The sequence below is a fragment of the Methylobacterium brachiatum genome, assembly GCF_020523825.1.
In the GTDB taxonomy this organism is placed as follows: Bacteria; Pseudomonadota; Alphaproteobacteria; order Rhizobiales; family Beijerinckiaceae; genus Methylobacterium; species Methylobacterium brachiatum.
This window is the reverse complement of the sequence record NZ_JAJALK010000029.1, coordinates 21,980-45,691: the sequence shown is the minus strand read 5'-3', so window position 1 is coordinate 45,691 and position 23,712 is coordinate 21,980. Positions and strand designations below refer to the sequence as shown.

The following is a 23,712-nucleotide window of genomic DNA, read 5'->3' as shown; positions in this document are numbered from 1 at the left end:
TCTCCAGTCTCACCGATCGTGCGCCGGAAAACGCCCTCGATTGCGCCTCCGCCACAGTTCGATTGCGCGCCGCTACAGGTAGTGGCCTCGGCCATCCACTGCGTAGGCGGCGACGGGTTGGGCATCATGACGGCCATGGTGGCTGCCCGTCTCTTGGGCTTCAGCTTCTGGCAGGAGTTCTGGTTCGAGTACGCGGTCGGCTACGCGTTCGGGTGGTTCATCTTCCAGACCTGGGCCATGCGCCTCCAGGGCAATGGCTGGCTGATGTCGCTCTGGATGGGAGGACGCGCCGAGTTCTTCTCCATGATCACGGTGATGGTCGGGATGGGTTCAGCGATGCGCCTGCTCACGCCGGCGCTCGTCGGGCAGCCCCCACAACCGGACACTGCCGCGTTCTGGATGCTCGGGGCGATCGGCCTACTGGCCGGATTTATCCTGACCTACCCCATGAACCTCTGGCTGGTCTCCATCGGTTGGAAGCACGGCCAGGGCCACGAGCACATGCCGGAGCAAGGTGAGCGCGAGCATGGGTCAGGCCGTCACGCGAGTATGCGCGCGGTATCCTGATGCGGGGTGCATGCTGGTCGGCCTCGTTGCCGGTGCTGCACTGGCGCATCGCCGACGTGGCGTGGATGGTCGAGCTCTCCCGCCGGACCCTGGCCAACATCAGCGCGAACAGTTACATGGAGCTATGAGGAGACAGGGCGTCGATAATACGACATTCAGCGACGGTGCCACAGTCGCACTGGCCGATCATCTCATGTAGCTCATGCGCGAGCCTCATTAGGTCGGAAATCTTTTGCTCGACCGTTGTAAGGTGCGCGCGGGCAAGAAAGTCCACTTGCCCACAGGAACCGTCGCGCTGATCGGCAAGATCAAGAAGCTCACGGACCTGCGCCACGGTGAAGCCTAGCTCTCGACTGCGCCGAATGAAGCCCAACCGCCGCAAGTGCCCGGCATCATAGGCCCGATAATTTCCCTCGGTGCGCGGCGGCGCCGGAAGCAGGCCGACACGTTCGTACCAGCGGACTGTCTCAACCTTGGTCCCGGTGGCGGCGGCGAGATCGCCGATGGTCAGCGCTGAGGCTCGCGACATGGTCTTGACCCTATAGTTGCTACAGGGTGCATGTAGGTGGCCTTCCCGTTCGGCCAAGAGGCCGGGCATACGGAGCCCGCTATGAATCAGGTCGCATTCGCGGATCCCGTACCGTCGGCCGATGCGGCCAAAGTGCTGCGCTACCGGGTGAAGGGCATGGATTGCCCGAGCTGCGCAGGAAAGATTGAGACTGCTGTTTCGCGCCTGCCGGGCGCTGAGAACGTTCGTGTGAACTACCACGGGCAGTTTCTCGACCTCGCACTCAATGAGGCCGCAACGTCGCGCACCATCCTAGAGGAACGTATCAAAGGGCTGGGTTACGGCGTCGCTTCCCTGCCGACGGCTGCGGAGCTCGCCGAGGCGCGGGCGGCGGGCTCAGAGCTTCCGACCGACGCCGTCATTGAGGGTGATCCGTCTTGGTGGCGTAGCCGACAGGCAACGCTCGGCTTCGTTATTGGTGGCCTGTTCCTCGCTGGCTTCCTTTTCGAGCGCATTCAGCCCGGGGTCGCGGGCGAGTTCGCCTATTGGCCGGGCGCGCTCCTGGGGCTTGCCTATTACGGACGCCGTGCGCTCGCCGCGGCTCGCAACGGTTCTCCCTTTTCCATCGAGATGTTGATGTCGGTTGCGACCGCGGGAGCGCTCGCCATTCATGCGGCCGAGGAGGCCGCCATCGTCGTGCTGCTCTTCACGATCGGCGAGATGCTGGAAGTCGTTGCGACCGGTCGCGCACGCGCCGGCATCAAGGCGCTTGCCGCCCTCGTGCCGAAGACCGCCCGCCTCGTAGACGCGGTGGACGGCTCCGTCCGCGAGGTGGCTGTCATGTCCCTGGCCATCGGGCAGACCGTCGTGGTGCGGCCTGGAGACCGCGTACCCGCTGACGGCGTGGTGACAGACGGGGTGTCGAGCCTCGACGAGTCCCCCATTACCGGCGAGTCGATCCCGAAGGCCAAGCAGGCCGGCGACCCGGTCTACGCAGGCAGCATCAACGCGGACGGCGCGTTGCAGGTCCGGGTGAGCAAGACCATCGCAGACAACACGATTGCTCGCATTTTGCATTTGGTCGAGGAGGCACAGGCCTCCAAGTCGCCCACGGCGCGCTTCATCGACCGGTTCAGTGCAATCTATACGCCTCTCGCACTCCTATTCGCAGCCCTCGCAGCGCTCGCACCGCCGCTGTTGCTCGGCGCCGACTGGGGTACTTGGATCTACCGGGGTCTGGCGCTTCTACTCATCGCCTGCCCGTGCGCGCTCGTGCTCTCGACACCGGCGGCCATCGCCTCCGGCCTCGCCGCTGGGGCACGGCGCGGGCTCCTCGTGAAAGGCGGCGCGGCGCTGGAGACCATCGGCCGCGTACGCACGGTGGCGTTCGACAAGACGGGAACGCTGACAGCGGGACATCCTCGCGTCACGGATATCCTGCCTATGGGCCCGGATGCGTCGGAACGTTCCGTCATCGGCCTCGCCGCCGCCGTGGAGAACGGATCGAGCCATCCTATCGCCCGAGCCATTCTCGACCGGGCAAGTGACGACGGAGTGCCGCTCCGGCCGAGCCGTGACGCGCGGGCCATCCCCGGCAAGGCGGTGCAGGCTACGGTCATGGGTCAGACGGTGCTCGTCGCCTCCCCGCGCTACACCTTAGAGGTCGCCCGTCTCGACCCTGAAGCCGACCGCGTGGTCGCGAGGCTTGAGGCGAGCGGCAAGACCGTGGTCATCGTCATTCGCGGAAGCGAGGTCCTGGGGGCCATCGCGGTCCGGGACGAGCCGCGCGCCGATGCAGCCGCGGGGATCGAGGCTCTGCGTAAGTTGGGCGTGCGCAGCGTGATGCTCACGGGAGACAACCGGCGCACGGGCGAGGCGATCGCGACCGAGCTCGGTCTGGATGTGAAAGCCGAGCTTCTGCCGCAGGACAAGCTTATTGAGATCGCGGCGCTGAAGTCGGTGGCACCGGTGGCGATGGTCGGCGACGGGATCAACGATGCCCCGGCCCTGGCCGCCGCAAACGTCGGGATAGCGATGGGGGGCGGGACCGACGCGGCTCTGGAGACGGCCGACGCGGCAGTGCTGAATGACCGTGTTGGAGACGTGGCGGCGTTGGTAGCGCTTTCTCGGGCGACGCTCGGGAACATTCATCAGAACGTTGCCATCGCCCTCGGCCTGAAGGCGGTGTTCCTGCTGACCACGCTCGCCGGCATCACCGGCCTGTGGCCTGCTGTCTTGGCGGATACGGGCGCGACCGTACTGGTAACCGCGAACGCATTGCGACTCTTGAAGGCCTGATGATGTCACCGTCACGGTCACCGATACATGGCCTCGATGGCCAGAGCAGAGCCCATCCGTCGCATGATGCCCCCCGGAGCGCTGAGGTCACCGGCGCTGTCAAGGACCGGTGGCGCGAACCTGCCACGGTCGCGCTGAACCGGATTTTTCCAGTCGCGACCGTAGTGGCCGTGGTGGCAGTCACTGCCGCCATCGATCTGGTGACGAAGGTGGTGGCCATGGAGCTGCTCGCCGGTGGCGTCGCTCGGAACCTGATGCCCATGCTCGACCTGAGCCTCGCCTTCAACCGGGGTATCAGCTTCAGCCTGTTCCAGGCGCACGATCCGGCCTCCATTTTAGTTCTTCTTGGAATACAGAGCGCGCTCGCCTGCCTCGTGATCTGGTGGGCCCTGAATGCGACCGAAGCGCTCCGCCGCTACGGGTTTTCCGCGATTGCTGGCGGGGCTGTCGCTAACGTCCTCGACCGTTTCATCAATGGGACGGTCACCGACTTCCTCGACCTGCACACGGCGGGCATCCGCTGGTTTACGTTCAACCTTGCCGACGTCTGGATTTCCGCTGGCGTCGTCCTGCTGATCTTGGACGCGCTTCCGGTTTGGTTCCACCGCACCGGCGTTCCTGGAGGTCTGACGCGATGAAGCGTCCTGCCTGTCAGGCCTGCGCGGTCTTATCGAACCAAGCCATTTCGTCTCAACGGCTTCAGGCTCTTGTGCCCTCACCTGAGGTGAGCCTGACGTGCTGCAAGAAGGACGCTCAGGCTGGCTGTCCTACTGACGCTCTCGTCCCGCCAGGATAGCCAGCATGCATCTGCGGCAACAGCATCGGTCTTCGCTAAGACCATCTCGGATCTTTGCAGGGCGTGGCTGGCGAGCAATCGCCTTGCGCCTGCTTTCGCTCGCGCTTGTTCTAGCCATCGCCGCTCCCGATTGGAGTTTGGCAACCGACATCGCCTACCTGGATAGTCAAACTCAGGCTGGAATAGAACTGCCGGTGATTTCATCTGCTGATGGTTTTGCCTCAGGCGCGTCCGACCGAGATATCGTCTGTCATGTTCACTGTAGCTGCCACCAAGCCATCACGGTAGACGGCGTGCCCGAGATGCCATCTTTGGAAGGAACAGAACCGAACCTGATTAAGTCCATCGGTGCGCTCGCGTCGGTCTGGCTAAAGCGCCAGTCCAGACCTCCTCGCACGTAAGGTGAGCGCGCCACGAAGCGGCGCAGACTGCCCGGCTCCTCACCGGGTCCATCGATGCACCTCAGATGAACACGCGGTAGCGACCGTCACCGCCCAGGAGGCGGCCAATCGGCGTCCCGGTCGAATTGACAGGCCCAATGCGCATTCTCTTATCCGTTGCCATCCTGGCCACCGGCATCGCCATCGGCGGTGCGGTGCCACCGGTGTCCGAGTTCATCCAGGGCGCCCTTGCCACGGTCGGCATATCGAAGCTCCTGCCGCCCCCTGCCGCTAGCGATGGGGCTTCCAAAGCAGAGGCTCCGGAACACACAGCCGAGCCCGGTTCCCAGCATGTTGAGAAGGCCGGGGTCGAAAGGCCTGCGAACGGACCTGAGCACAAAGGAGGAGAGAAGCACGCCGAGGAGAGCGTGATTAAGATGCAGCCGGAGCAGGCCGCAAGGCAGGATATCACGCTCGCGCAGGTCGAAGGTGGTACGCTCGCCCGCCACCTGACAGTTCCGGGCACCATCACGCCGGACGCCGACCGGATCGCGCGCGTACCGGCTCGGGTCGTCGGGACCGTCGCTGAGATGCGCAAGCGCCTGGGCGATTTCGTACGGAAGGGCGAGGTCGTCGCCGTGCTCGACAGCCGCGAGGTTGCCGACGCCAAGAGCGAGTACCTGACGACCACCGTCAAGGCGGAGCTGGAGAAGACGAACTTCGACCGGCAGCAGGCGCTCTGGGACAAGCGGATTTCAGCGGAATCCGCCTTCCTCAACGCGAGGGCCGTGTACACGGAAGCGCAACTGCGCGTCGATCTCGCCCGGCAGAAGCTCTCGGCCCTTGGGCTCAACGCCGGCGAGGTCGCGACCTCGGCGAAAAAGGACGAGACCACCCCTAACCTGTCGAGCCTGCGCCAGTACGAATTGCGCTCTCCCCTGACGGGGCGGGTGGTCGAGCGCAAGGTCGATGTGGGCACCACGGTCGGTGGTCAAGGCGATCCGGCCGATCTCTATGCGGTCGCCGATCTGTCTTCCGTCTGGATCGAGCTCGCGGTGCCGACCACCGAACTGGCGAAGGTTAAGGAAGGCGCGCGCGTCGTCGTCGTCCCGAGTCAAAGCGACGAGGACAAGCGTGCCGAGGGCAAGATCGTCTTCGTCAGCCCGATCCTCAATCCGGATACGCGCTCCGCTCGGGTCATCGTCGCGCTGCCCAACAAGGACATGACTTGGCGGCCGGGCACCTTCGTTACGGCCGAGGTCGAAATTGCACAGGACGAAGTCGCCGTGCGGGTTCCAAAGGCGGCGCTGCAGACAATCGATGGCAAACGCGTGGCCTTCGTACGCACGCCAGAGGGTTTCGAGAAACGGAACGTCGAGGTCGGCAGAACCGACGATGAGGCGGTCGAGATCGTCTCTGGTCTCTCGCCGGGTGAGGAGATCGCAGTCGGCAACACGTTCCTTCTCAAGGCTGAGCTCGGCAAGAGCGCATCCGGCGATAACGACTGACCGAGGAGCACAGCCATGATCAGTCGTATCCTCGACTTCTCGGTCCACCAGCGCTGGCTCGTGGTTCTCCTGTCGCTGCTCGCTGCCGGCTTTGGCGCGTTCTCCTTGACCAAGCTCCCCATCGACGCGGTGCCGGACATCACCAACAACCAGGTGCAGATCAACACCGTCGCACCGTCCTACTCGCCGGTCGATATCGAGAAGCAGGTCACCTACCCGGTCGAAACAGCGCTCGCCGGCATCAAGGGCCTCGAATATACGCGCTCCATGTCGCGCAACGGCTTCTCGCAGGTCACTGCGGTCTTCAACGAGAAGCTCGACATCTATTTCGCTCGTCAGCAGGTCGGTGAGCGCTTGAGTCAAGCGAAGGCCTCGCTGCCGCCCGGAGCCGAGCCGCAGATGGGGCCGATCTCGACGGGGCTGGGCGAGATCTACATGTGGTCGGTGCACTACAAGCAACCGGGCGAGGGTGCACCGGTCGTGGACGGCAAGCCTGGCTGGCAGTCGGACGGTAGCTATCTGACCCCGGAGGGGCAGCGGCTCAAGACCGAGCTGGAGCGGTCCGCGTATCTCCGCACGGTCCAGGACTGGATCATTCGCCTGCAGATCAAGACCGTACCGGGCGTGGCCGGCGTAGACGGCATCGGCGGCTACGAGAAGCAGTACCACGTTCAGCCCGACCCCACGAAGCTGACGGCTCTCGATCTTTCGTTCGGCGATGTCGCCCGGGCGCTCCAGGCCAACAACGCCAACCAGGGTGCCCGTTATCTGGAGGACAACGGCGAAGGCTACGTCGTGCGCGCCGCCGGTCGCCTGGAAAACATGGATGAGATCGGCGACGTGGTCGTCACCACCCGTGGCGGCGTACCGGTCCGGATCAAGGATATCGCCACGGTCCGGATCGGGCGCGACCTGCGCACTGGGTCTGGCAGCGAGAACGGGCGGGAGGTCGTGATCGGCACCGCCCTGATGCTGATCGGCGAGAACAGTCGCACGGTCTCCGCCGCGGTCGATGCCAAGATGAACGAGATCCGGCGCTCGCTGCCGCCGGGCATCGAGGTTCAGACGGTTCTTAACCGCACCCTGCTGGTCGAGGCCACCATCAAGACCGTGGCCAGGAACTTGGCCGAGGGCGCGACGCTCGTCATCGTCATCCTGTTCCTACTGCTCGGCAACATCCGGGCTGCCATCATCACCGCCCTGGTTATCCCGGTGGCGATGCTGATGACCATGACCGGCATGGTCGAGGCCAAGATCTCGGCCAACTTGATGAGCCTCGGCGCCCTCGACTTCGGCCTCATCGTCGACGGCGCCGTGATCATCGCCGAGAACTCGCTGCGCCACCTCGCCGAAAAGCAGCACGAACTCGGGCGCAAACTCGACCTGGAGGAGCGGCTCGCCACGGTACGGGCCTCGGCCGAGGAGATGATCAAGCCGTCGCTATTCGGGCAGGCGATCATCATCCTGGTCTACGTGCCGCTCCTGACCTTCACGGGCGTCGAGGGTAAGATGTTCGAGCCGATGGCGCTGACCGTCATCATCGCGCTCGTCTCGGCCTTTGTGCTGTCGCTTACCTTTGTCCCGGCGATGATCGCCATCGTGATCACCGGAAAGGTCACCGAGACGGACAACCTCATCATCCGAGGCTTCAAGGCGGCGTACCGTCCGGCCCTTGCTGGGGCCGTGCGGGCACCGATGGTGTTCATCCTAGGCTCGCTGCTGCTGCTCGCCGGGGCGGGTTTCCTCTTTAGCCGGCTCGGCGCGGAATTCATTCCGACGCTCGACGAGAAGAGCATCGCGATGAACGCGTTGCGCATTCCCTCGACCTCGGTCTCTCAGTCACAAGCGATGCAGCTTAAGATTGAGCAGGCGGTGAGCCAGTTCCCCCAGGTCGCGTACGTGTTCTCGAAGACGGGCACGGCCGAGGTCGCCTCCGATCCGATGCCTCAGAACGCGTCTGACACCTTCGTAATCCTGAAGCCCCAGGAGCAATGGCCGGATCCGGAACTGTCCAAGGCCGAGCTTCAGGAGCAGATCGAGAAGGCGGTCGGAGGCTTGGCCGGCAACGTCCTGGAGTTTTCGCAGCCAATCCAGCTGCGCTTCAACGAACTCCTCGCCGGCACGCGCGGCGATCTCGCCGTCAAGGTGTTCGGCGACGAGTTCGAGCCGATGCTGAGAGCAGCCAACCAAGTCGCTTCAATTTTGCGCGCGACGCAGGGCGCCGAAGACGTCAAGGTCGAGCAGACGCAAGGGCTGCCGTTTCTGGAGATCAAGATCAACAAGGTGGAGGCCGCGCGCCTTGGGCTCAGCACCGGAGCCATTCAGGAGGTCATCGGCACGGCCATCGGCGGTAGGGATGCTGGCATGGTGTTCGAAGGCGATCGGCGTTTCCCTATCGTGGTACGCCTCACGGATAAAGTCCGAGAGGACCGCGAGGCATTAGAGAATATCCCGGTATCCCTGCCGCTTGGCCCGAACGGACGCGCGGCCTCCGTGCTCCTGAAGCAGGTGGCGTCGTTCTCAGTGACAGAAGGGCCGAACCAGATCAGCCGCGAGAACGGCAGGCGCCGGGTCGTGGTCACCGCCAACGTCCGTGGGCGCGACATCGGCTCGCTCGTGGCTGAAGCGCAAGCAAAGGTCGCGCGCGAGGTACAATTGCCGTCAGGCTATAGCGTCAGCTGGGGTGGGCAATTCGAGAACCTCGCCTCGGCGCGCAAGCGCCTGATAGTGGTCGTGCCGGTCTGCTTCTTCCTCATCTTCCTGCTGCTCTACTCGGCGCTTGGATCGCCCCGGGATGCCCTCCTGGTGTTCAGCGCGGTGCCGCTGGCGCTCACGGGCGGTATTGCCGCTCTGTGGCTACGAGGCATGCCGTTCTCGGTGCCGGCAGCAGTCGGCTTCATCGCGCTCTCCGGTGTGGCGGTGCTGAACGGCTTGGTGATGCTGACCTTCATCAAGCAGCTCATTGCGGAGGGGCGCCCGAAGCGTGAGGCCATCCTGGAAGGCGCCATGACCCGGCTGCGCCCCGTGGCGATGACAGCGCTCGTGGCCTCCCTCGGCTTCGTGCCGATGGCATTGGCGACGGAGACCGGGGCGGAGATACAGCGGCCGCTCGCCACCGTCGTCATCGGCGGCCTGATCAGCGCCACGTTGCTCACCCTCATCGTGCTGCCCGCGCTGTACGCGCGCTTCGGCGGCAAGGAGACCCCGAAGCCCTCGGTGAAGCAGGAGGTTAAGGATCGCACCTATCCACCCTTGCGGTCAGCCGCAGAGTGAAACGGCGTATGTTGCCTCGGGGGCCTCACATCTCAGGCGAGGATCGGAATGTGGCTCTAACTGCGCCTCTTCGGGGAGAGCACGCGGTATGCTGACAAAGATCCGCTACGTGTTCGCGTTGACGCTCTTCTGGGTAAGCAGCACGGTTCTCACGCGAGCCGAGGATGCACCGTTTGGTTTATCCTGGGGGCCTGTGACGACCGTTCCGCGACCATCCATGATAGATCGCGAAGCCAACATCACGGCCCTGTTCTATTTCCACGACCAACCGCCAGCATCCGGGCGAGACACGCAGCAGGTCGTGCTCGAAGTCTGCCAGGCCGAGGGCCTGCAGCAGATTATCTGGGTCAGCCGGACTTTCGCGGAGAGCGAGATCCCGCCGGCCTACGCTGCCATCTACCAGGAAGGGATCCGACGCTACGGTGAGCCGCGGGTGGGTGGAACGCCACAAGCCACGGTTTGGCCGGACGGGCGGACGCTCCTGGCAGTTCGCCCCGTCGTGGGCGGCGGGAAGCGCATCATCATGGTCGCTTCGGGCGAACTCTATGAAAGGTGTTCGCTGGCACACAAAGCCGCGACCGGGCATCCCGCCACCGTTCATACCTCCGACCTACTCGAACCCTGGGAACGGCGCACGGCGCCGTGACCATGCGCTGAATGGCGGCCACCGGCGCCGGCCGAATTTATCCCGCCATCCTGAAGCGAAAGGAAGTGTCGATGCGCAGGACACTAATAGCGGCCCTCGGTATCGCAATCGCGACGTCCGGGCAGGCGCAACCGACGGCCAAGATCGTCGGCCTCGGCGCTCAAACGTGTGCCGAATTCAACGAGGAGATTGCCGCGACCCAAACGGCCGAACTCTACTACTTCGCTTGGGCGCAAGGATTCATGAGCGGCGCGCTCATTCGCGCTCCCGCAGGCTTGGATGAAGGCCTGGATCTGACGCCGCGCTCCTTTCCGCTTCAGGGGCAGGTAGATTTCCTGCGGGTCTTTTGCAGTAAGAACCCGGAGCAAGACTACATGGACGCCGTGCGAGCACTTTACCGTCGCTTGCGCGGGCCCGGCATTTAAATGCGAAGGCACTCAGATAACGTGGACTCGCCAGGGCCGACGACCATGGGCATGCCTGATCGATATAGTCGAGAACTGGTTCATTCCTCAGTTATTGACCGAACCGTCACGGAAGCAAGCTGGCATTTGTCGGAGCGACTTAACCAAGGAGAGCTCATGATGATTGGCTGGAGGAGGCTTGCATGTGTACTGGGATTGGCTGCAGCGCTTGCAAACTGTAGTGGAATTCCCCCAGTTCCCGGTTACGCGACGGTGCCGCTCGTCATCCAGCTTTCCTCAGGGGAGCACCTGAAAGGCAGCGTGACCACCCGGCTGCTTAGGCGCACGTTCTATGCAACCGATGGGCGGCTAGCCTGCAGCGGCAACTTTCACCCATCTGGGGCGGGGACGCAGGCATCAACCAACGTGAGTTGCTCGAACGGTCAGCGCGGCGTTGGACCGGCCGCCGGGACAAGTTCGTTTGCCGGGGCCGGGACATTCCAGATGGGCGACGGCAGCACCGCCGGGTTCCAGTATGGGGACGCAATCCGCCATGAATAAAGACCCGTCCGTTCTGAGCTCTGCGGGGGGGGGGGCCGGATGCTGGCACCCCGCCGGGCCCCGGCTGATGTCGGGCGAAGGAAATTATCAGCCGGAGCCCACATCTAGGTCGAGCAGCTGCGGGACCGAGTCCGAGCCGGCTGGTTTCCTTCGCCTGGGGTCAGCTCGATGCCACTACAGTCCGTGATGATCGCTCCCAAAGCGTAGATCCACGCCAATGAACCGGCACTGACTGCCGTGCACGAGGGGGCGCGTCAGGCCCGGGAATTCGGAGCAGGGACACTCCCCGGCTCCCCGGTCTACCTCGTCTTCCCCTCTCCTCCGATCTCGGCAAGCTACTTCATGTCGCTTCTCCAATCCTTACCGGCCTCTTTCCGCCTGCACCAAGTCGGCGCGATGCTTCTGATCCTAGCTTTGCCCGCCTGCGCAATCTCCCTGCCGATTAATAGCCCGCCCGGCGCTGAAGGACCCGACCCAAAGCGCAATGCGCGCCTGTCGCTGCCGGGATTGGACGAGGAGGATTGGCGCAGAGCCCACGGCATTCTCGGCCTCGCCCTGGAGCCCAGCGGCAACGGCCTGCGCGTGCGGTGGGACAACCCAGCCTCCGGCCGCAAGGGCAGCATCGCGCCGACCGCCCTGCCGGTCGTGCGCGAGGGTAGGATCTGCCGCGCCTTCCTGGCCACCGTCGATGAGGCGCGGCGCACTGTCCAGGTCCGCGGCACGGCCTGCCAGAATGTCGGGGACGATTGGGAGGTGACGGAACTCGCGCGCTGACGCGCGGCATCGGGCGGGCGTCTCGATGACCGGACGGGGCTGCTCGGGAGACCGCCGCCCAGTCCGCTCAACGCTGACCGCCCCCCGGCTCGAACTCTTTCGGCGAGCCCGTCTCCTCCGTCCGTCGCTCCGGAAGGGCGGTGCGCAAGAGGCCGAGCAGGTGCCGGCCATTCACGAGGAACAGGATGGCGGCCAATCCCAGATAGATCCAAGCAAGCATGGTCAGCGTCGCAACCGTGCGCGCCTCGTCGTTCCGGTAGGCAAAGGCAAGCCCGACCTGCACGCCAAACAATCCTGTTAACGCCAGGGCTGACCCTAGACCGAGACGCAGGCGGAGGAGCAGCGCCAGGGCAAACAGCGACTGCGCGGCCGTTAGGAAGAACTCCTCGGCTTGGCGCGCATCGAGTGGCAGGGCCGCCACCGTGCCCGCACCGAGGCTCAGGGCCAGCGGCAGCATGCCCACAAGCAGCGTCCATTGGTTGATCTTATCGCTAACCAGGGCGCCGAGCCCGTTGGCGGCACGGCCCGCGAGTACGAACAGGACCGCCACCGTGACGGCCGGCGCCTCGCTCGCCAGGGGAGCCAGCCATTGGATCAAGAGGAACTCGTTGAGGCCGAGAAGGCGGCCGGAGCGCACCATGCCCTCGGCAAACGGCTCGGCCGAGGCGAGAATGATCACGCAGGCGCCAAGAGTCAGCCCGGCCATGACAGCCCACTGCGTCCGGATCGGTAATGTGTTCATCGCCGCGGCTGGCCCAGGTTCCTCGTCCTCGTCCTCGTCCGCTCCGGGCGCACCGTGCACGCGCCAGACATAAGCTCCGAAGATCGCGGCTAGCACAGCGAAGTCGAGGAGCGTGATGCTGTCCTTCAGGACAATGACGAAGGCGTACAGGCTCGCCAAAAGAAGGAAGGAGATCTCGACCGCATTACCACGCGACAGCTCGACGGTGCGGCCACCACCGCGTGCCCAGTGAATCACTACGAGCAAGGGCCAGCCAAGGCCGACCAGAAGCCGGTTCGCCCCGGTCATATTGGCGGCGGCGTAATGGACGTACTGCGACTCAGGGCCTGCCTTGCCGGCCTGGAAGGCGTAGTACAGGTCGACCGCGTACTCGGGCAGGACCGTCACCAAAGCGACGACGGCAATGATCAGGCCTTGCGAGATGTGCCGTTCCGCCGCCTCGGCTCCCCACGACAGCAGAAAGCCGGCCGACAGGATTGCGACGCCGTAGGCCGCAGTCTCGCCGATAGGTCCGATCTTTGCCCCCGTCAGGCGAAGTGCAAGCGCCGGTATCGCCGCCAGCACCGCGACTGCCACCAGCATCAGGAAACGTTGCATTTAAAACCTCCGCCAGGATGGTGCTCGGACCGGCTCAGGGTCAGTGAATGTCTCTGGCGCCGAGGGCGCAGGAGTGAACACAGCAAGTGCCCTCGGTAGAACCTCGAAGACTGCTGGCGTCATCGTCGTGATTTCGCCGTCCGTATTGATTGGCAATGGCGGCTCGGTGCGAACATGGATGGGGTCGAGAGTACAGAAGGCGCGCACGCCCGGCAGGCCTCGCTGGCGTCCGCCCCTGAGGAAGGGCAACACGGGCAGCAGCCACCAGCGGCGGTGCGCCTCCAGGCTGTAGAAATCGAGGCAGCCGTCATCGATCTGTGCCGCCTCGTACACCGACATCCCCCCGCCGTAGAAGACGCCGTTGCCCACCGCGATCTGCCGGACCGACATCCGCTCGGAGCGCTGTCCGCAGCGCACCTCGGCCAAAAAAGGCTTGGCATGGATCAGCGCCTGGGCGGCCGCGATGGGATAGCCAAGGCGCCCCCAGCGGCGCTTCAGGGCCCCAGTGAGGCGGCGCGTGAGCTCGACGCTCAAGCCGAGGCTCGCCACATTTGCGAACAGATGTCCGTTGACCCGGCCAAGATCGATTTGGCGAAGGTAGCCTGCCTGGATGATCCCGGCCGCCGCGACGGGATCCGGTGGGATGCCCAGGGTGCGGGCAAGATCGTTGGCGGTACCCAATGGCAAGATGCCGAGCGGTAGCCGGGCGGCTAACGCACCCTCCAAGACGGCGTTGATACTCCCATCCCCGCCGCCGACCACGATGGCGTCCACGACGCCGGTGAGCTCGCGGATCACGCGGGTGACGTCTGCCTGCCTGCCCATGGGCCGGCGCATCAGCGTCATGCCTCCGGTCTCAAGACGCCGAACCGCCGCCTCGGCCGCGCTCCCACCTCCGTTGCGGCTCTGCGAGTTCAGGAGCAGGAGGGCACGCTGGGGTAGGCACGCTGGTCCCCCGGGCTCACTCTGCGTGGGCGACTCCGCCTGGAGCTCCACAGAAGCCGCCCCCGTGGGCCGCGGTCTGTCCCTGGGCCGACTTGCCGAAGGCCAATGTGCGGATCTCGTGGCCCAACCGTCCTCTCGCATCGCTCACTCCCTTGACTCAGCCGGCCACGTTTGTAACTCAAACGCATGTTCAAATGTTTCATGGACATGCGATGACGCCGGTCCTGGACGAGGAGCGGGCCGCCGAGCTGGCCGAGATATTTCGCCTCCTCGGGGACGCCAACCGCCTACGGATCGCCGTGGTTTGTCTCGATGGCCCCCTCTGCGTGGGCGATATTGCCCAGCGGGTAGAGCTGTCCGGGTCACTGGTCAGCCATCATCTGCGTCTGCTGCGGGCCGCGCGGTTCGTGCGCTCGCAGAAACGGGGCAAGAAGGTCTTTTACGGCGCCACAGACGCGCACGTCCGCTGCATCATCAAGGACATGGTCGACCATGTGGGCGAGCACTGCGGAGCGGAGGATGACGAGGATGGCTCATGACTGGTAACGCGCCTGCCACTTGGCTCCAGCCGGAACATCAGGATCGGTCGCTCCGCCTCCCGTCCGCGGCCTCGGTCGATTGTGGCTTTCGGCCGCGTTAGTCCTCATGCCGACGCTGACCGTACCAGCCCGCGCGGATCGGTGCATTGAGGTCGTGACGCGGAAACGGGCGGCGGCAGAAACCGTCCTGGTCAGACGCATCGATGACGTCATCGTTCTCAAGCCTGCGTTGTTGACCAATTTCGAGCTGCGCTGCGACGACATAGAATATCGGCCCCTGTGCGCTTTCTGGAGCAAGGGGACCGCGCCTGGGTCGCGGAAGTCGTCGCGACGATCGCCGGTATTCAACTCGTCTTCGACGGAGCCGTCCTGTGCAAGCTCCTCGTACACTGCAATGCCGAGGCACAGGGCGTCTTGATCGACTGCGTCACCCGCACCCATCCAATGGAAGCGTGCGAAACCACCGTGAGCCCACGCCATCGACGGCGTGCCTGCGCTGGAAACAGCGGCACGGCGCGGGCGCCGTTCGGATTATCTCGGATAGGAGGCAAATCATGGGTTCGTACTGGGGCATCTGGGGGGACGTTCCGAATCATCTGGTGCGGCTAGCGCTCGCGTTCGCGTTCGCGTTACCGCTCGGCTGGAACCGGGAGCGCGAGGCGCGCAGCGCAGGCCTGCGCACCTTCCCCATCGTGGCCATCGCCAGCTGCGGGTTCATCCTGCTCGCCAGCGAGCTCTTCGGTGTACGCACGCCGGAGCAGGCACGTATCCTTCAGGGCCTCATCACCGGCATCGGCTTCATCGGCGGCGGCGCCATCCTGAAAGGTGGCAACAACGTGCATGGCACCGCGACGGCGGCGAGTCTGTGGAACGTGGGCGTGATCGGGGCGGCCGTCGGCTTTGGCTACTACGACCTTGGACTCATTCTGGCCTTGTGCAACTTCCTGGTCCTCGCCCTCCTGACGCCCTTGAAGCGCGAACACCGGACGACCGGGTCGGATGACCGGAGCGCTGGCGACGAGCCGGCGCGAGGTCAGACCGATGGCGATGAAGCCAAGCACACCGAGTGACGACGTTCATGTCGTCGAGTCCGCTCGCCAAGCTTGGGAGCGTGATGAGGACGTAACGAGAGCACGGACAAAATTGTGTCGGAACGACCCATAGGCTTCACGAGAGCAGGTCGCACGCGATACCAGAGTGTTCCCTGGTGACATCATCGTTCATTCACACCCTGGCCCACAAGATTACGGGGTTTGATCACCCTCACAGCCATTGGTGGGTCGACCTCCTGGCCGTGCTCGCCTTCGTCCTCGCGCTGGCTTGGACAGGGTGGCTGATTGTTCAGTTCTGCCTGCGTTGGATGAGATTGCGGCGTCGCCCGCTGAACCGCTCGGCGGCCGTTCCGCCGCGTGGTGCTCGGCCGAGATTGATATCGCGCACGCTGACCGTCTCGCGCGAGGGTGTGCCGATTCGATGCCTCGAAAGCTTTATCGTACGTGCGACGCTGCGCTTCCAGCTGCGTCTCGTGCTGCTCGCCCTCCTGACGCTCCCTGCGGCGTGGCTTCTCCTGGAAATCCCCAAGCATATCATCAACCGCGCCATCACCGACGCGGACGGAGACGGCCATCCAGAGTTGACCACCCTGGGCCTCACCATCGGACAGGTCGAGCTCCTGTTCGCGCTGTGCGCGGGGTACCTGGTCGTATTGTCGCTAAGCGGCCTCGCCAAGTACGCGGTGAACCGGGCGCGTGGTCGCGTCAACGAGCGCCTCGTGCGTCGATTACGCCTCGCGATCATCCGGCAGGCACGCAGGGAACGCTCTCCCGAGCGCCGGGCCGCGCTCGCGACCATCGCCGTCCAAGAGGTTGAGCCTATCGGCTATTTTGGGGCCAGCCTCGTGGCAGTGCCGCTCGTTCAAGGCGGCACACTCGTAACCAGCGTCGTTTTCCTGCTTCTTCAGAATACCGCCCTGGCGCTGGCCGCGCTGATAATGCTGCCGGTGCAACTCACGTTGCTGCCCCGCCTGCAACGCCGCGTGAATGTCAAGGTGCGCGAGCGGGTCCACGCGACGCGGGCTCTCGGAGGGCTCCTGACTGCGGCAAGTGCCAGCCACGCAGCACCCATGGATGGTGCCGCACGAAGGTTCGCCCTGTTGCGGCAGATGCAAATGGCGAAGGACCTAGAATGGGTGCGCATTGAGATCAACGACCTCAAGGGGCGCCTAAAGGGCCTGTACAACTACACGTCCAATCTCACCCCGTTCTTCTTCTTCTTAATCGGCGGGTACCTCGTTGTTCAGGACCGCCTGTCGCTCGGTGCGCTGGTCGCCGCGCTAGCGGCGTACAAGGAAATCGCTCCGGCGATGCGGGAGCTGTTCGACTTCGCTCAGAACTGGTCCGACGCGAGCGCCCGCTTCGAAGAGGTCACGAAAACCCTCGAACATTCTCAGCCGGCTTATGGATTGAGGTGTGTCAGAACGCAGAGTCCGTCAATCCAGACGGCGTGAGCCCGCGCTCGGCCACTGACGCTCGCTTCTTATCCCGTCGCAGAGGCTCGCGCTGGCGAGCCGAAAACTGCGGTCCATGCACGAGGCTCAGATAGCCTCATCGAGAGCCGCACTTGGTTTTAGATGTTCGATCCCAGGATGTGGTGTGACGGATCGCATATGAATTGTTTGAGCTCTATCGTCCAGGTCTGGCATATGAACTTGTGAGGCGTGAGGTCGCGCAGGGTCTTGAGCTGGCGGTCGTAGCTGTAGGCGTCCACGAACAGCTGCAGGTGCTGTCGCAGCTCGTCTTGGCCACCAAAAACATCAAATCGCGCCGCGGTCGAGCGAGTTCGACGGCGTTGATCGAGTTGTTCCTCCCGTGAGGCTAAGCTAGACTGTAACCATCATAAGCTGGCTCCTGCGGTTGCGTTTTGACGGACGCCGCAGATCGGAGACGGCGTACCGCCGGGACATCAAGGTTAAAAGAAGATGCCGTTCGTGCGCTCATCCAGCTCCCGCGTGCTCGCTGCGGTCGTGATTTTGGCGCTGCCGTCGGCAGCACGCGCTCAGAACGTCGCCGAGATGGCAGCCCGCATGGATGCCATGCAGAAGCAGATGCAGGCGATGCAGCAGGAGCTCGCGGTCCTGCGCGGCCAAGCCGGGACGCAGCGGGCAGAGCTGGCTGGGCAGGCACGGCGGCAGCGTGCACAGGCCGCGGTGCAGGAGCGCATTCTCGCCAGAGAGAGCCGGCAACAGCGCGTCGCTCGGGCCGGCGGTGCCAGGGCGGCAGCCAGCGGGCCCATTCCGATCATCTTGGCCAACGATCTCGCCTGCAATGCCGGTAGCTACGCCCTCGGCCCCGCGGTCTGCTTCACGCCCGGAGGCTTCGTTGAGCTCGCCGGCATCTTCCGCCACCCGAACCTCGTCTCGGACGTGGCCACCGATTTCAACGGCATCCCGTTCCGCAACGCTCTTCAGTCGCGCGAGAGCGAGTTCCGCTTCTCGGCCCGCCAGAGCCGCCTGAGCGGCCTGTTTACTGCAAAGGTCGACCCCACCCTGCAGATCAGCGGCTATTACGAGATCGACTTCCTGAGCGCGGGCGTCACCTCGAATTCGCGCGAGAGCAACAGCTACGTACCGCGCATTCGACAGGCCTTCGCCGTCGTCGACAGCCTCGACACTGGCTGGCATGTGCTTGCGGGGCAGGCCTGGAGCTTGATTACCACGGATCTGTCCGGCATCACGCAGCTCAAGGAACAAATCCCGCTGACCATCGACGCACAGTACGTCGTCGGCTTCAACTGGACCCGCAACCCGCAGATCCGAGTGGTGAAGGACATCGCGCCCGGCGTCTGGGCCGGCCTCTCGCTGGAGTCGCCGCAGAGCGTGCTGCCGCCGAGCCCCTTCGCGACGCCGAGTGGCCTGACGGTGAACGTCAACAACAGCGGCGATGCCGCGGGCCTGCTCAACAGCTCCACCACCTACTCGAACAACAACGCACCCGACATCATCGGCAAGCTCGCCTTCGAGCCGGGCTTCGGCCACTACGAGGTGAAGGGGCTGGTGCGCTTCTTCAACGACCGTCTGGTCGGCCGCTCGGACGACGCGGTGGGCTACGGCTTCGGTGCGGCGGTCACCTTCCCCCTGTTCGACAAGCGTCTCGATGTGCAGGTGAGCGGTCTGGTCGGCGAGGGTATCGGTCGCTACGGATCGGGTCAGCTGCCGGATTTCGCCCTGCGTGCCAACGGTACAATCGCGACCGTCCCCGCCTTCCAGCTCCTTACGGGTGCGGTCGCGCACGTGCAGCCGGGCACGGACGTCTACATTTACGCGGGTTGGGAGCGTGCCGCGCGGGCGGGCGCGCTGAGCACTGCCGGCTACGGCTCGCCGACCCTGGTGGTGGCGGGCTGCAACGTCGAGGGCGCCGCGACTGGGACCTGTCAGGCTGAGACCCGGGACCTGCGCGAGATCACCGGCGGCTTCTGGCACGACCTGTACAAGGGCAACTACGGTCGCTTGGCCGCGGGCGCACAAGCCGCCTATGTCGAGCGCGACGCTTTCCGAGGGCTCCTCGGCATCCAACCCTCGATCCGTGCCGTCGTGGGGCTTGCCTCGCTGCGTTATTATCCGTTTTAAGCAGCATTCCCGGCCGGCCTTAGCCCGGCCCCATACCTCAGGAGAGACCTGAGGCACCAATCAGAGACAAAGTCTCGACAACGCGCACCGACCCGCAGTGCGGCTTGCGGAACCGGCGCAGGCAGCGCTCAATGGTAGGCGCGTAAGCGAGCACCCACCGGTTGATGGTGGAGTGGTCAACCTCCAGCCTGCGCTCCAGGAGGAGCATCTCCTCGATGTCGCAATAGCTGAGCGGGTAGCGCAGGTACCAGGAAACAGCCTGGACGATCAGCGTGCCCTCGAAGTGTCGGCCCCGGAAATTACTCTGGACCTCTCGTTGCAGCTTGAGGGCGAGGGCGTCGAGGATCAGGGGGCTACGGAGCGGAGCGGCAAGCTCGGCGGCTATGGCTAACGACCCGTGAAGGCCGGCGTGATCGCGTTTGCGACAGTGCGACAGGCCCGAATATAAAAAAAGCCCGGCCTTTCGGCCGGGCAGTAGGGTCCCTTTGCACGGGGACATCAAGACCGGGAAGCTTTGGAGAACAACCGGCCTCGATCTGGAATTAGAAGTCGCGCTGGACGCGGAAGTTGACCTGCGAGACCGAGTCCTGCGTCGCGGTACGGACGGCAAAGGTGCCGTTGTTGATGCCGGCGACGTTGGCATAGGCGGTCGGGCTCTTGTCGGAGTCGATCGCCCGGCCGTTCTTCAGGCCAATCTGCGTGTAGAAAGCTTCCACGCCGATATCAAGGTCCTTGACCGGCGACCAGATGAGGCTGCCGCCCGCCACGAACTGGTAGGTGTCCCGAAGCGCCTGGCTCAGCTGGTAGAACCGGGTGCCGGGTGTGCCGACGGCGTTGGAGCCGAAGGTGTTGGTGCCGTTCGGGTTTACGAGGTTGAAGATCGCACCCTGGGCCAGACGCGCGCCCTGGGAGAAGCTCTGCTCGCCGTAGGAGCCGAACATGGCCGAGCGCCACTCGGGCGTCCAGTAATGCAGGTACGACGCCGTCGCGGTGAAGGTCTGGGACGTCTGCAGCTGGCCGGTGAACGGGTTGATCGTCGCATCCGAGAAGTACTGGGCGAACTTCTGTCCTTGAAGTTGCGTCGTGCTCTGTGTGTAGGAGCCGCTATATGCAGAGTAGCCGGTATAGAGCTGAGCACCGTTGCCGTAGGCACCCTGCAGGTACAGCGCGTCGCCCGGCGCGATGAACGGCAGGTTTACCTTCAGGCCGCCCTGAACGGCCCAGCCCTGCGTGTTGCGGGTATGGGCGGGGGCAACGATTGGACCGGTGCCGACGCTGGCGGCCGTGGTCAGGGTGCCGACGTTCAGCTCGTGGGTGGCGGCCGAGAGCTGGGCGGAGCCCCAGGCCTGATCGAGGCGGACGACACCGACGAAGTCGGGCAGACGCGAGCGCTCGATGCTGTCGATGAAGCTGTAGCGGTTCGGACCGACGAAGACCGGGGTCGGCTGGTAGGTCACGCCAAAGTTCTGCACGCTGCCCGTGTTGAGCGTGGCCGAGACGTTCAGCGGCGAGAAGATTGGGGTACGGCGGAAGACAGGGTCTTCGATCGAGATTGTGGCCGACAGACCGTTGCCGATGGTGGCCGTGTAGGCGAGCAGGTTGGTCGAGAACGCGTCCGAGCCGAGGGTGGCGCCAGCGACCTCGAAATCGTGGGCGTAGAAGTCGAAGAACGAGGAGGCGCGACCGGCGGTCAGGCCGGCGAATTGGATGAACGCCTTGTCGGCGATCACATATTGCTGGTTGCGGCCGAAGCTGTCGGTGCCGATCCCGGGAAAGGCATTGCCGATACGCTGCTGGCTGCCGGAAGGGCCGACGCCGGAATAGCCAGTGCGTGAGCCGGCCTCGAGGCGCACGAAGGCGCGCAGGGTGCCGTAGGCGGTCTGCGTGCGGGCATCCATGTTGATGCGCAGGCGGCCCTGGTAGGCCGACGTATCACCGCCGTTGGTGCCGGCTCGGCGGGTGTAACTGGGTTGGTAGCCGCCCTGGAACCGGGCGCGGCCGGAAACGCGCAGGCAGGTGTCTGTGCCGGGGATATAGAAAAATCCCGCTCCATAGGCGCCACAGACGCGGACGTACTCGATCGGGACCGCCTTCTTGATCGGCAGGTCGGCGGCATTGGCTGCTCCGACAGCGGCAAATGCGCCGACGGAACCGAGCAGCGAACTCTTCAAGAGCCTCATCGATATCCCCAAAATTTTCGAGACCCAATGATGCGGATGCGCCCGGTCTTCCGGATCTTGCCGCACGTGTTGTAGGTTTGGCCTGCTTCTTGGGTGGCAGGCTAATGCGGGCTCTCGCTGAGCGATTCCCGTTTGCAAAATCATCATGTGAGAACGAGTCATACGAAGCAACACAGATCTATCTGTTTACGGCCGGATCCCTCGACATGTTGCAAGTCGGCAACAAAAAATTTCGGTTAAAGCGGTTCCGTAGGCCTGTTCGAGACGTGAGACACCTAAGCCTCGGCTAGATGCTTCCTGTCGAGAAAAAAAGCAGACTTGGTCGTCTTTTCAATGGCGACGGACAGGTTAGTCCGTCGCCACGAACAAATTGGAGTTACAGGAGAATGGACGAAGAGAGATTAGCTCGATCGCACGGGAAAAAAGAGATCGTCATCCGGCAGTATGGGCTGCTCGCTCCGCTGGATTGGGGTCAGGATTGCGAGGAGGAGTTGGAGCGGATGGACCAGCTCTGGAACCGGCTGGTCGACATCCATGAGGCTTATGTCATCAAATATCGTTGTACGCTTGAAAACGACTCGGCATTTCGGACGAGCAGGGAGGATTACGAGAAAGCGCTGCATCAGGGGTGCTCCACACCTGCAACTGCTGACGCGCAGCGGACGCTCGCCTTAGTTCAGAAAGAAGCCCAGAAAAGGATGGCTTCCGAGTTGCGGGAACTTGAGGTGAGGCGACGAGAGGAGGTCAAGATCGCGCGGCAGAACAGCGGTCTGTGGTGGGGCAACTACAATGCCGTCGTGAAGGCATTCGAGTACGGTCGCAGCGCAACTCTTCGCGCGAAGGGTACATTGCGGAAGAAGGAAGGATTAGGTCCGGGCCGCTTAACCAATCAGATACAAGGCGGCGCTTCCGTGGAGCACCTTTTCGATGGTACCTTGAGCCAAGTCAATATAAATCCAGTTCCTGGAGAAGCATGGAGCGATGCAAGCCGCGGCCGTCGAAAACGACTTCAGAGAACCTTTTTACATGCCACGGCTTTCGTCCGAGACGGGCAGCGTAGGACGGTAACATGGCCAATCGTTTTGCATCGCCCCCTACCGCCGGATTGCCGGATCAAAGAGGTGGTCGTTAATCGCCGGCAGTTCGCCGGCCGATGGAAGTGGACCGTCAGCTTCTTCTGCACCCGTGTTTCAGAATTTATATCTCCAGCACCGGGCAACCGCCACGTGACGGTCGATATTGGCTGGCGCAAGCTGGAGGATGGACTACGAATTGCTACGTATCTCTCTGGATCCGAAGAGCCTGTCTTTGTGGTTTTACACAATGATTTTTTGGGAGCTTATGCGCTGATAGGCGAGTTGCAGGCGAAGCTTGTCACTGTATTACAAGAGGGTGTCGAAATTTTTTCGAGCTTGAAAGTCGCCGAGACCCTTAGTAACTGCGCCGCTAGAATTGAGATTTTCCAATCTCTAACTGAAAAAAAGCATGTCGATCTTATTGATTTAATCCGATATCTCGTGAAACAAAACTTTTTTTACCAGATCAATAATATTGAAATAAATAATTGGCATAAAAGTTACAACAAGATTTATTTATGGTTAAAAAATCATCAAAGAAAGACAATATTGCGTCGAAAACATTTATACAGGAATACAGCAGTATCGATCGTCGATCGCGCTGCGTCCGTCACCATCCATGATGTGAAGCTTGGAGAATTGGCGGTTCGGCGACCAGCCGAGTCAAACCAAGCCTTCTTCCCCCAAAAAGCGCGCTACTACAGAGTCGTTGCGGCAACTTCGGATCTGCTACGCTTTATCGAGCAGCGATGTATTAAATGTGACGTTCCTTTCACACGTATCCAGCTTCCAACCCCTTTGCCATGCCCTACATGCGGTTCAATCAAGCGGCAAACCCGGGCTGACGCGCTAGTACAGAAGTGCCTTTATTGCAATGCAAAGTGGGATCAAGACGTTGAAGCTTGTCGTGAGCTTGCTCGACAACGAGCGCTCATATAGCCCTAAGACGACGATTGCCATTGATGATGTTTACTTGCGTCCTCAAAGCAGTCTTGTGGCATCAAATACCTAAGCTGCAGATATCGGACTCGCCAAATAGTTAATGGAATATAAAAGTTTTCGCTACAAAGCGGCGAAACTCGCATTGTTTCTGCATAGCCCTAGGTATGCGGATTGTCAATCCTTGGCTTCCCAAACCGTATGGCATACGTGGACGGTCCCCCGCTCGCAAGTTGATGAAGTCAGCCTGGATGATCGGATCGCTTGCGTTCATATGTCCGGCCTCACATGAGGGCGCACACGTCAAGTTATATCATGGCAGCTTCCTTCCGATCCTCGTGCGACACAGCGGGGT

19 protein-coding genes and 2 pseudogenes are annotated in these 23,712 nt (G+C 63.2%); 15 read left to right on the top strand and 6 right to left on the bottom strand.

Going from position 1 to position 23,712, the window contains the following annotated elements; genetic code table 11:
- Both LGR69_RS30735 and LGR69_RS31965 read left to right on the top strand, forming a co-directional pair.
- Positions 1 to 567 (top strand): DUF4396 domain-containing protein (locus LGR69_RS30735; protein WP_230368432.1); only part of this gene is annotated, 567 nt, incomplete at its 5' end.
- The gene (locus tag LGR69_RS31965; protein WP_268868898.1) at positions 567 to 695 is read left to right on the top strand and encodes a hypothetical protein; all 129 of its coding nucleotides are present in this window, start codon (positions 567 to 569) and stop codon (positions 693 to 695) included. The genes LGR69_RS30735 and LGR69_RS31965, both read left to right, overlap by 1 nt.
- Here LGR69_RS31965 and LGR69_RS30730 read toward each other — a convergent pair.
- A complete protein-coding gene (locus tag LGR69_RS30730) occupies positions 680 to 1,096 on the bottom strand; it encodes a MerR family transcriptional regulator (protein ID WP_230368431.1) in 417 nt (138 codons plus the stop codon). The genes LGR69_RS31965 and LGR69_RS30730 overlap by 16 nt on opposite strands.
- Positions 1,097 to 1,177: 81 nt before the next feature.
- On the opposite strand from LGR69_RS30730, the gene LGR69_RS30725 reads away from it, so the two are divergent.
- The 8 genes from LGR69_RS30725 to LGR69_RS30690 all read left to right on the top strand — a co-directional run bounded on the left by LGR69_RS30725 (position 1,178) and on the right by LGR69_RS30690 (position 11,715).
- Positions 1,178 to 3,373: a heavy metal translocating P-type ATPase gene (locus LGR69_RS30725; protein ID WP_230368429.1), complete on the top strand. Its 2,196-nt coding sequence runs from the start codon at positions 1,178 to 1,180 to the stop codon at positions 3,371 to 3,373.
- Between the two features lie 173 nt (positions 3,374 to 3,546).
- Complete coding sequence (gene lspA / locus LGR69_RS30720) at positions 3,547 to 4,011, top strand: signal peptidase II (RefSeq protein ID WP_230368427.1); 465 nt, start codon at positions 3,547 to 3,549, stop codon at positions 4,009 to 4,011.
- 163 nt (positions 4,012 to 4,174) lie between these two features.
- Entirely contained in the window at positions 4,175 to 4,570 is a 396-nt protein-coding gene (locus LGR69_RS30715) for a hypothetical protein (RefSeq protein WP_230368425.1), read from the top strand.
- A gap of 137 nt (positions 4,571 to 4,707) precedes the next feature.
- The gene (locus LGR69_RS30710; RefSeq protein WP_122163215.1) at positions 4,708 to 6,057 is read left to right on the top strand and encodes an efflux RND transporter periplasmic adaptor subunit; all 1,350 of its coding nucleotides are present in this window, start codon (positions 4,708 to 4,710) and stop codon (positions 6,055 to 6,057) included.
- Between the two features lie 15 nt (positions 6,058 to 6,072).
- Complete coding sequence (locus tag LGR69_RS30705) at positions 6,073 to 9,330, top strand: efflux RND transporter permease subunit (RefSeq protein ID WP_122163213.1); 3,258 nt, start codon at positions 6,073 to 6,075, stop codon at positions 9,328 to 9,330.
- 88 nt (positions 9,331 to 9,418) lie between these two features.
- Positions 9,419 to 9,976, top strand: coding sequence for a threonyl-trna synthetase (locus LGR69_RS30700; RefSeq protein ID WP_205836231.1), 558 nt, complete (start codon positions 9,419 to 9,421; stop codon positions 9,974 to 9,976).
- Between the two features lie 11 nt (positions 9,977 to 9,987).
- A complete protein-coding gene (locus LGR69_RS30695) occupies positions 9,988 to 10,401 on the top strand; it encodes a hypothetical protein (RefSeq protein WP_230368424.1) in 414 nt (137 codons plus the stop codon).
- A 936-nt stretch (positions 10,402 to 11,337) separates the two neighbouring features.
- Positions 11,338 to 11,715 carry an RT0821/Lpp0805 family surface protein gene (locus LGR69_RS30690; protein WP_230368422.1) on the top strand — a complete coding sequence of 126 codons (378 nt, stop codon included), beginning with the start codon at positions 11,338 to 11,340 and terminating at the stop codon, positions 11,713 to 11,715.
- Positions 11,716 to 11,782: 67 nt separating this feature from the next.
- Here LGR69_RS30690 and LGR69_RS30685 read toward each other — a convergent pair whose 3' ends face one another.
- Both LGR69_RS30685 and LGR69_RS30680 read right to left on the bottom strand, forming a co-directional pair.
- On the bottom strand, positions 11,783 to 13,054 hold the full coding sequence (locus tag LGR69_RS30685; RefSeq protein WP_122163209.1) for a sodium:proton exchanger: 1,272 nt from the start codon (positions 13,052 to 13,054) through the stop codon (positions 11,783 to 11,785).
- Positions 13,055 to 14,050, bottom strand: coding sequence for a lipid kinase (locus LGR69_RS30680; RefSeq protein WP_230368420.1), 996 nt, complete (start codon positions 14,048 to 14,050; stop codon positions 13,055 to 13,057). It abuts the gene before it with no gap.
- Positions 14,051 to 14,211: 161 nt separating this feature from the next.
- Here LGR69_RS30680 and LGR69_RS30675 point away from each other — a divergent pair, with 161 nt between their 5' ends.
- From LGR69_RS30675 to LGR69_RS30665, 3 genes are all read left to right on the top strand, one after another.
- Positions 14,212 to 14,538 (top strand): ArsR/SmtB family transcription factor, encoded by a 327-nt coding sequence (locus LGR69_RS30675; protein ID WP_122163205.1) that lies wholly within the window; start codon positions 14,212 to 14,214, stop codon positions 14,536 to 14,538.
- Between the two features lie 554 nt (positions 14,539 to 15,092).
- Positions 15,093 to 15,608 (top strand): MgtC/SapB family protein, encoded by a 516-nt coding sequence (locus tag LGR69_RS30670; RefSeq protein WP_163006287.1) that lies wholly within the window; start codon positions 15,093 to 15,095, stop codon positions 15,606 to 15,608.
- Positions 15,609 to 15,745: 137 nt separating this feature from the next.
- A complete protein-coding gene (locus LGR69_RS30665; RefSeq protein ID WP_230368418.1) occupies positions 15,746 to 17,044 on the top strand; it encodes a multidrug ABC transporter ATPase in 1,299 nt (432 codons plus the stop codon).
- Positions 17,045 to 17,163: 119 nt separating this feature from the next.
- On the opposite strand, the pseudogene LGR69_RS32340 reads toward LGR69_RS30665, so the two are convergent.
- Positions 17,164 to 17,337 (bottom strand): annotated as a pseudogene (locus tag LGR69_RS32340) (IS481 family transposase); the annotation flags it as partial.
- Between the two features lie 178 nt (positions 17,338 to 17,515).
- Between LGR69_RS32340 and LGR69_RS30660 the strand changes: the two are divergent.
- Positions 17,516 to 19,162 (top strand): hypothetical protein, encoded by a 1,647-nt coding sequence (locus LGR69_RS30660; RefSeq protein WP_230368417.1) that lies wholly within the window; start codon positions 17,516 to 17,518, stop codon positions 19,160 to 19,162.
- Positions 19,163 to 19,232: 70 nt separating this feature from the next.
- On the opposite strand, the pseudogene LGR69_RS30655 reads toward LGR69_RS30660, so the two are convergent.
- Positions 19,233 to 19,511, bottom strand: a pseudogene (locus tag LGR69_RS30655) (IS6 family transposase); the annotation flags it as partial.
- A 193-nt stretch (positions 19,512 to 19,704) separates the two neighbouring features.
- A complete protein-coding gene (locus tag LGR69_RS30650; protein ID WP_230368434.1) occupies positions 19,705 to 21,342 on the bottom strand; it encodes a porin in 1,638 nt (545 codons plus the stop codon).
- 386 nt (positions 21,343 to 21,728) lie between these two features.
- Here LGR69_RS30650 and LGR69_RS30645 point away from each other — a divergent pair, with 386 nt between their 5' ends.
- Entirely contained in the window at positions 21,729 to 23,357 is a 1,629-nt protein-coding gene (locus LGR69_RS30645) for a transposase (protein ID WP_230368416.1), read from the top strand.
- Positions 23,358 to 23,712: the final 355 nt, after the last annotated feature.

Coding starts and splice junctions, on each gene's coding strand:
- LGR69_RS31965 (WP_268868898.1), top strand. CDS start 567: ATGCGGGGTGCATGCTGGTCGGCCTCGTTGCCGGTGCTGCACTGGCGC.
- LGR69_RS30730 (WP_230368431.1), bottom strand. CDS start 1,096: ATGTCGCGAGCCTCAGCGCTGACCATCGGCGATCTCGCCGCCGCCACC.
- LGR69_RS30725 (WP_230368429.1), top strand. CDS start 1,178: ATGAATCAGGTCGCATTCGCGGATCCCGTACCGTCGGCCGATGCGGCC.
- LGR69_RS30715 (WP_230368425.1), top strand. CDS start 4,175: ATGCATCTGCGGCAACAGCATCGGTCTTCGCTAAGACCATCTCGGATC.
- LGR69_RS30710 (WP_122163215.1), top strand. CDS start 4,708: ATGCGCATTCTCTTATCCGTTGCCATCCTGGCCACCGGCATCGCCATC.
- LGR69_RS30705 (WP_122163213.1), top strand. CDS start 6,073: ATGATCAGTCGTATCCTCGACTTCTCGGTCCACCAGCGCTGGCTCGTG.
- LGR69_RS30700 (WP_205836231.1), top strand. CDS start 9,419: ATGCTGACAAAGATCCGCTACGTGTTCGCGTTGACGCTCTTCTGGGTA.
- LGR69_RS30695 (WP_230368424.1), top strand. CDS start 9,988: ATGGCGGCCACCGGCGCCGGCCGAATTTATCCCGCCATCCTGAAGCGA.
- LGR69_RS30690 (WP_230368422.1), top strand. CDS start 11,338: ATGCTTCTGATCCTAGCTTTGCCCGCCTGCGCAATCTCCCTGCCGATT.
- LGR69_RS30685 (WP_122163209.1), bottom strand. CDS start 13,054: ATGCAACGTTTCCTGATGCTGGTGGCAGTCGCGGTGCTGGCGGCGATA.
- LGR69_RS30675 (WP_122163205.1), top strand. CDS start 14,212: ATGACGCCGGTCCTGGACGAGGAGCGGGCCGCCGAGCTGGCCGAGATA.
- LGR69_RS30670 (WP_163006287.1), top strand. CDS start 15,093: ATGGGTTCGTACTGGGGCATCTGGGGGGACGTTCCGAATCATCTGGTG.
- LGR69_RS30660 (WP_230368417.1), top strand. CDS start 17,516: ATGCCGTTCGTGCGCTCATCCAGCTCCCGCGTGCTCGCTGCGGTCGTG.
- LGR69_RS30650 (WP_230368434.1), bottom strand. CDS start 21,342: ATGAGGCTCTTGAAGAGTTCGCTGCTCGGTTCCGTCGGCGCATTTGCC.
- LGR69_RS30645 (WP_230368416.1), top strand. CDS start 21,729: ATGGACGAAGAGAGATTAGCTCGATCGCACGGGAAAAAAGAGATCGTC.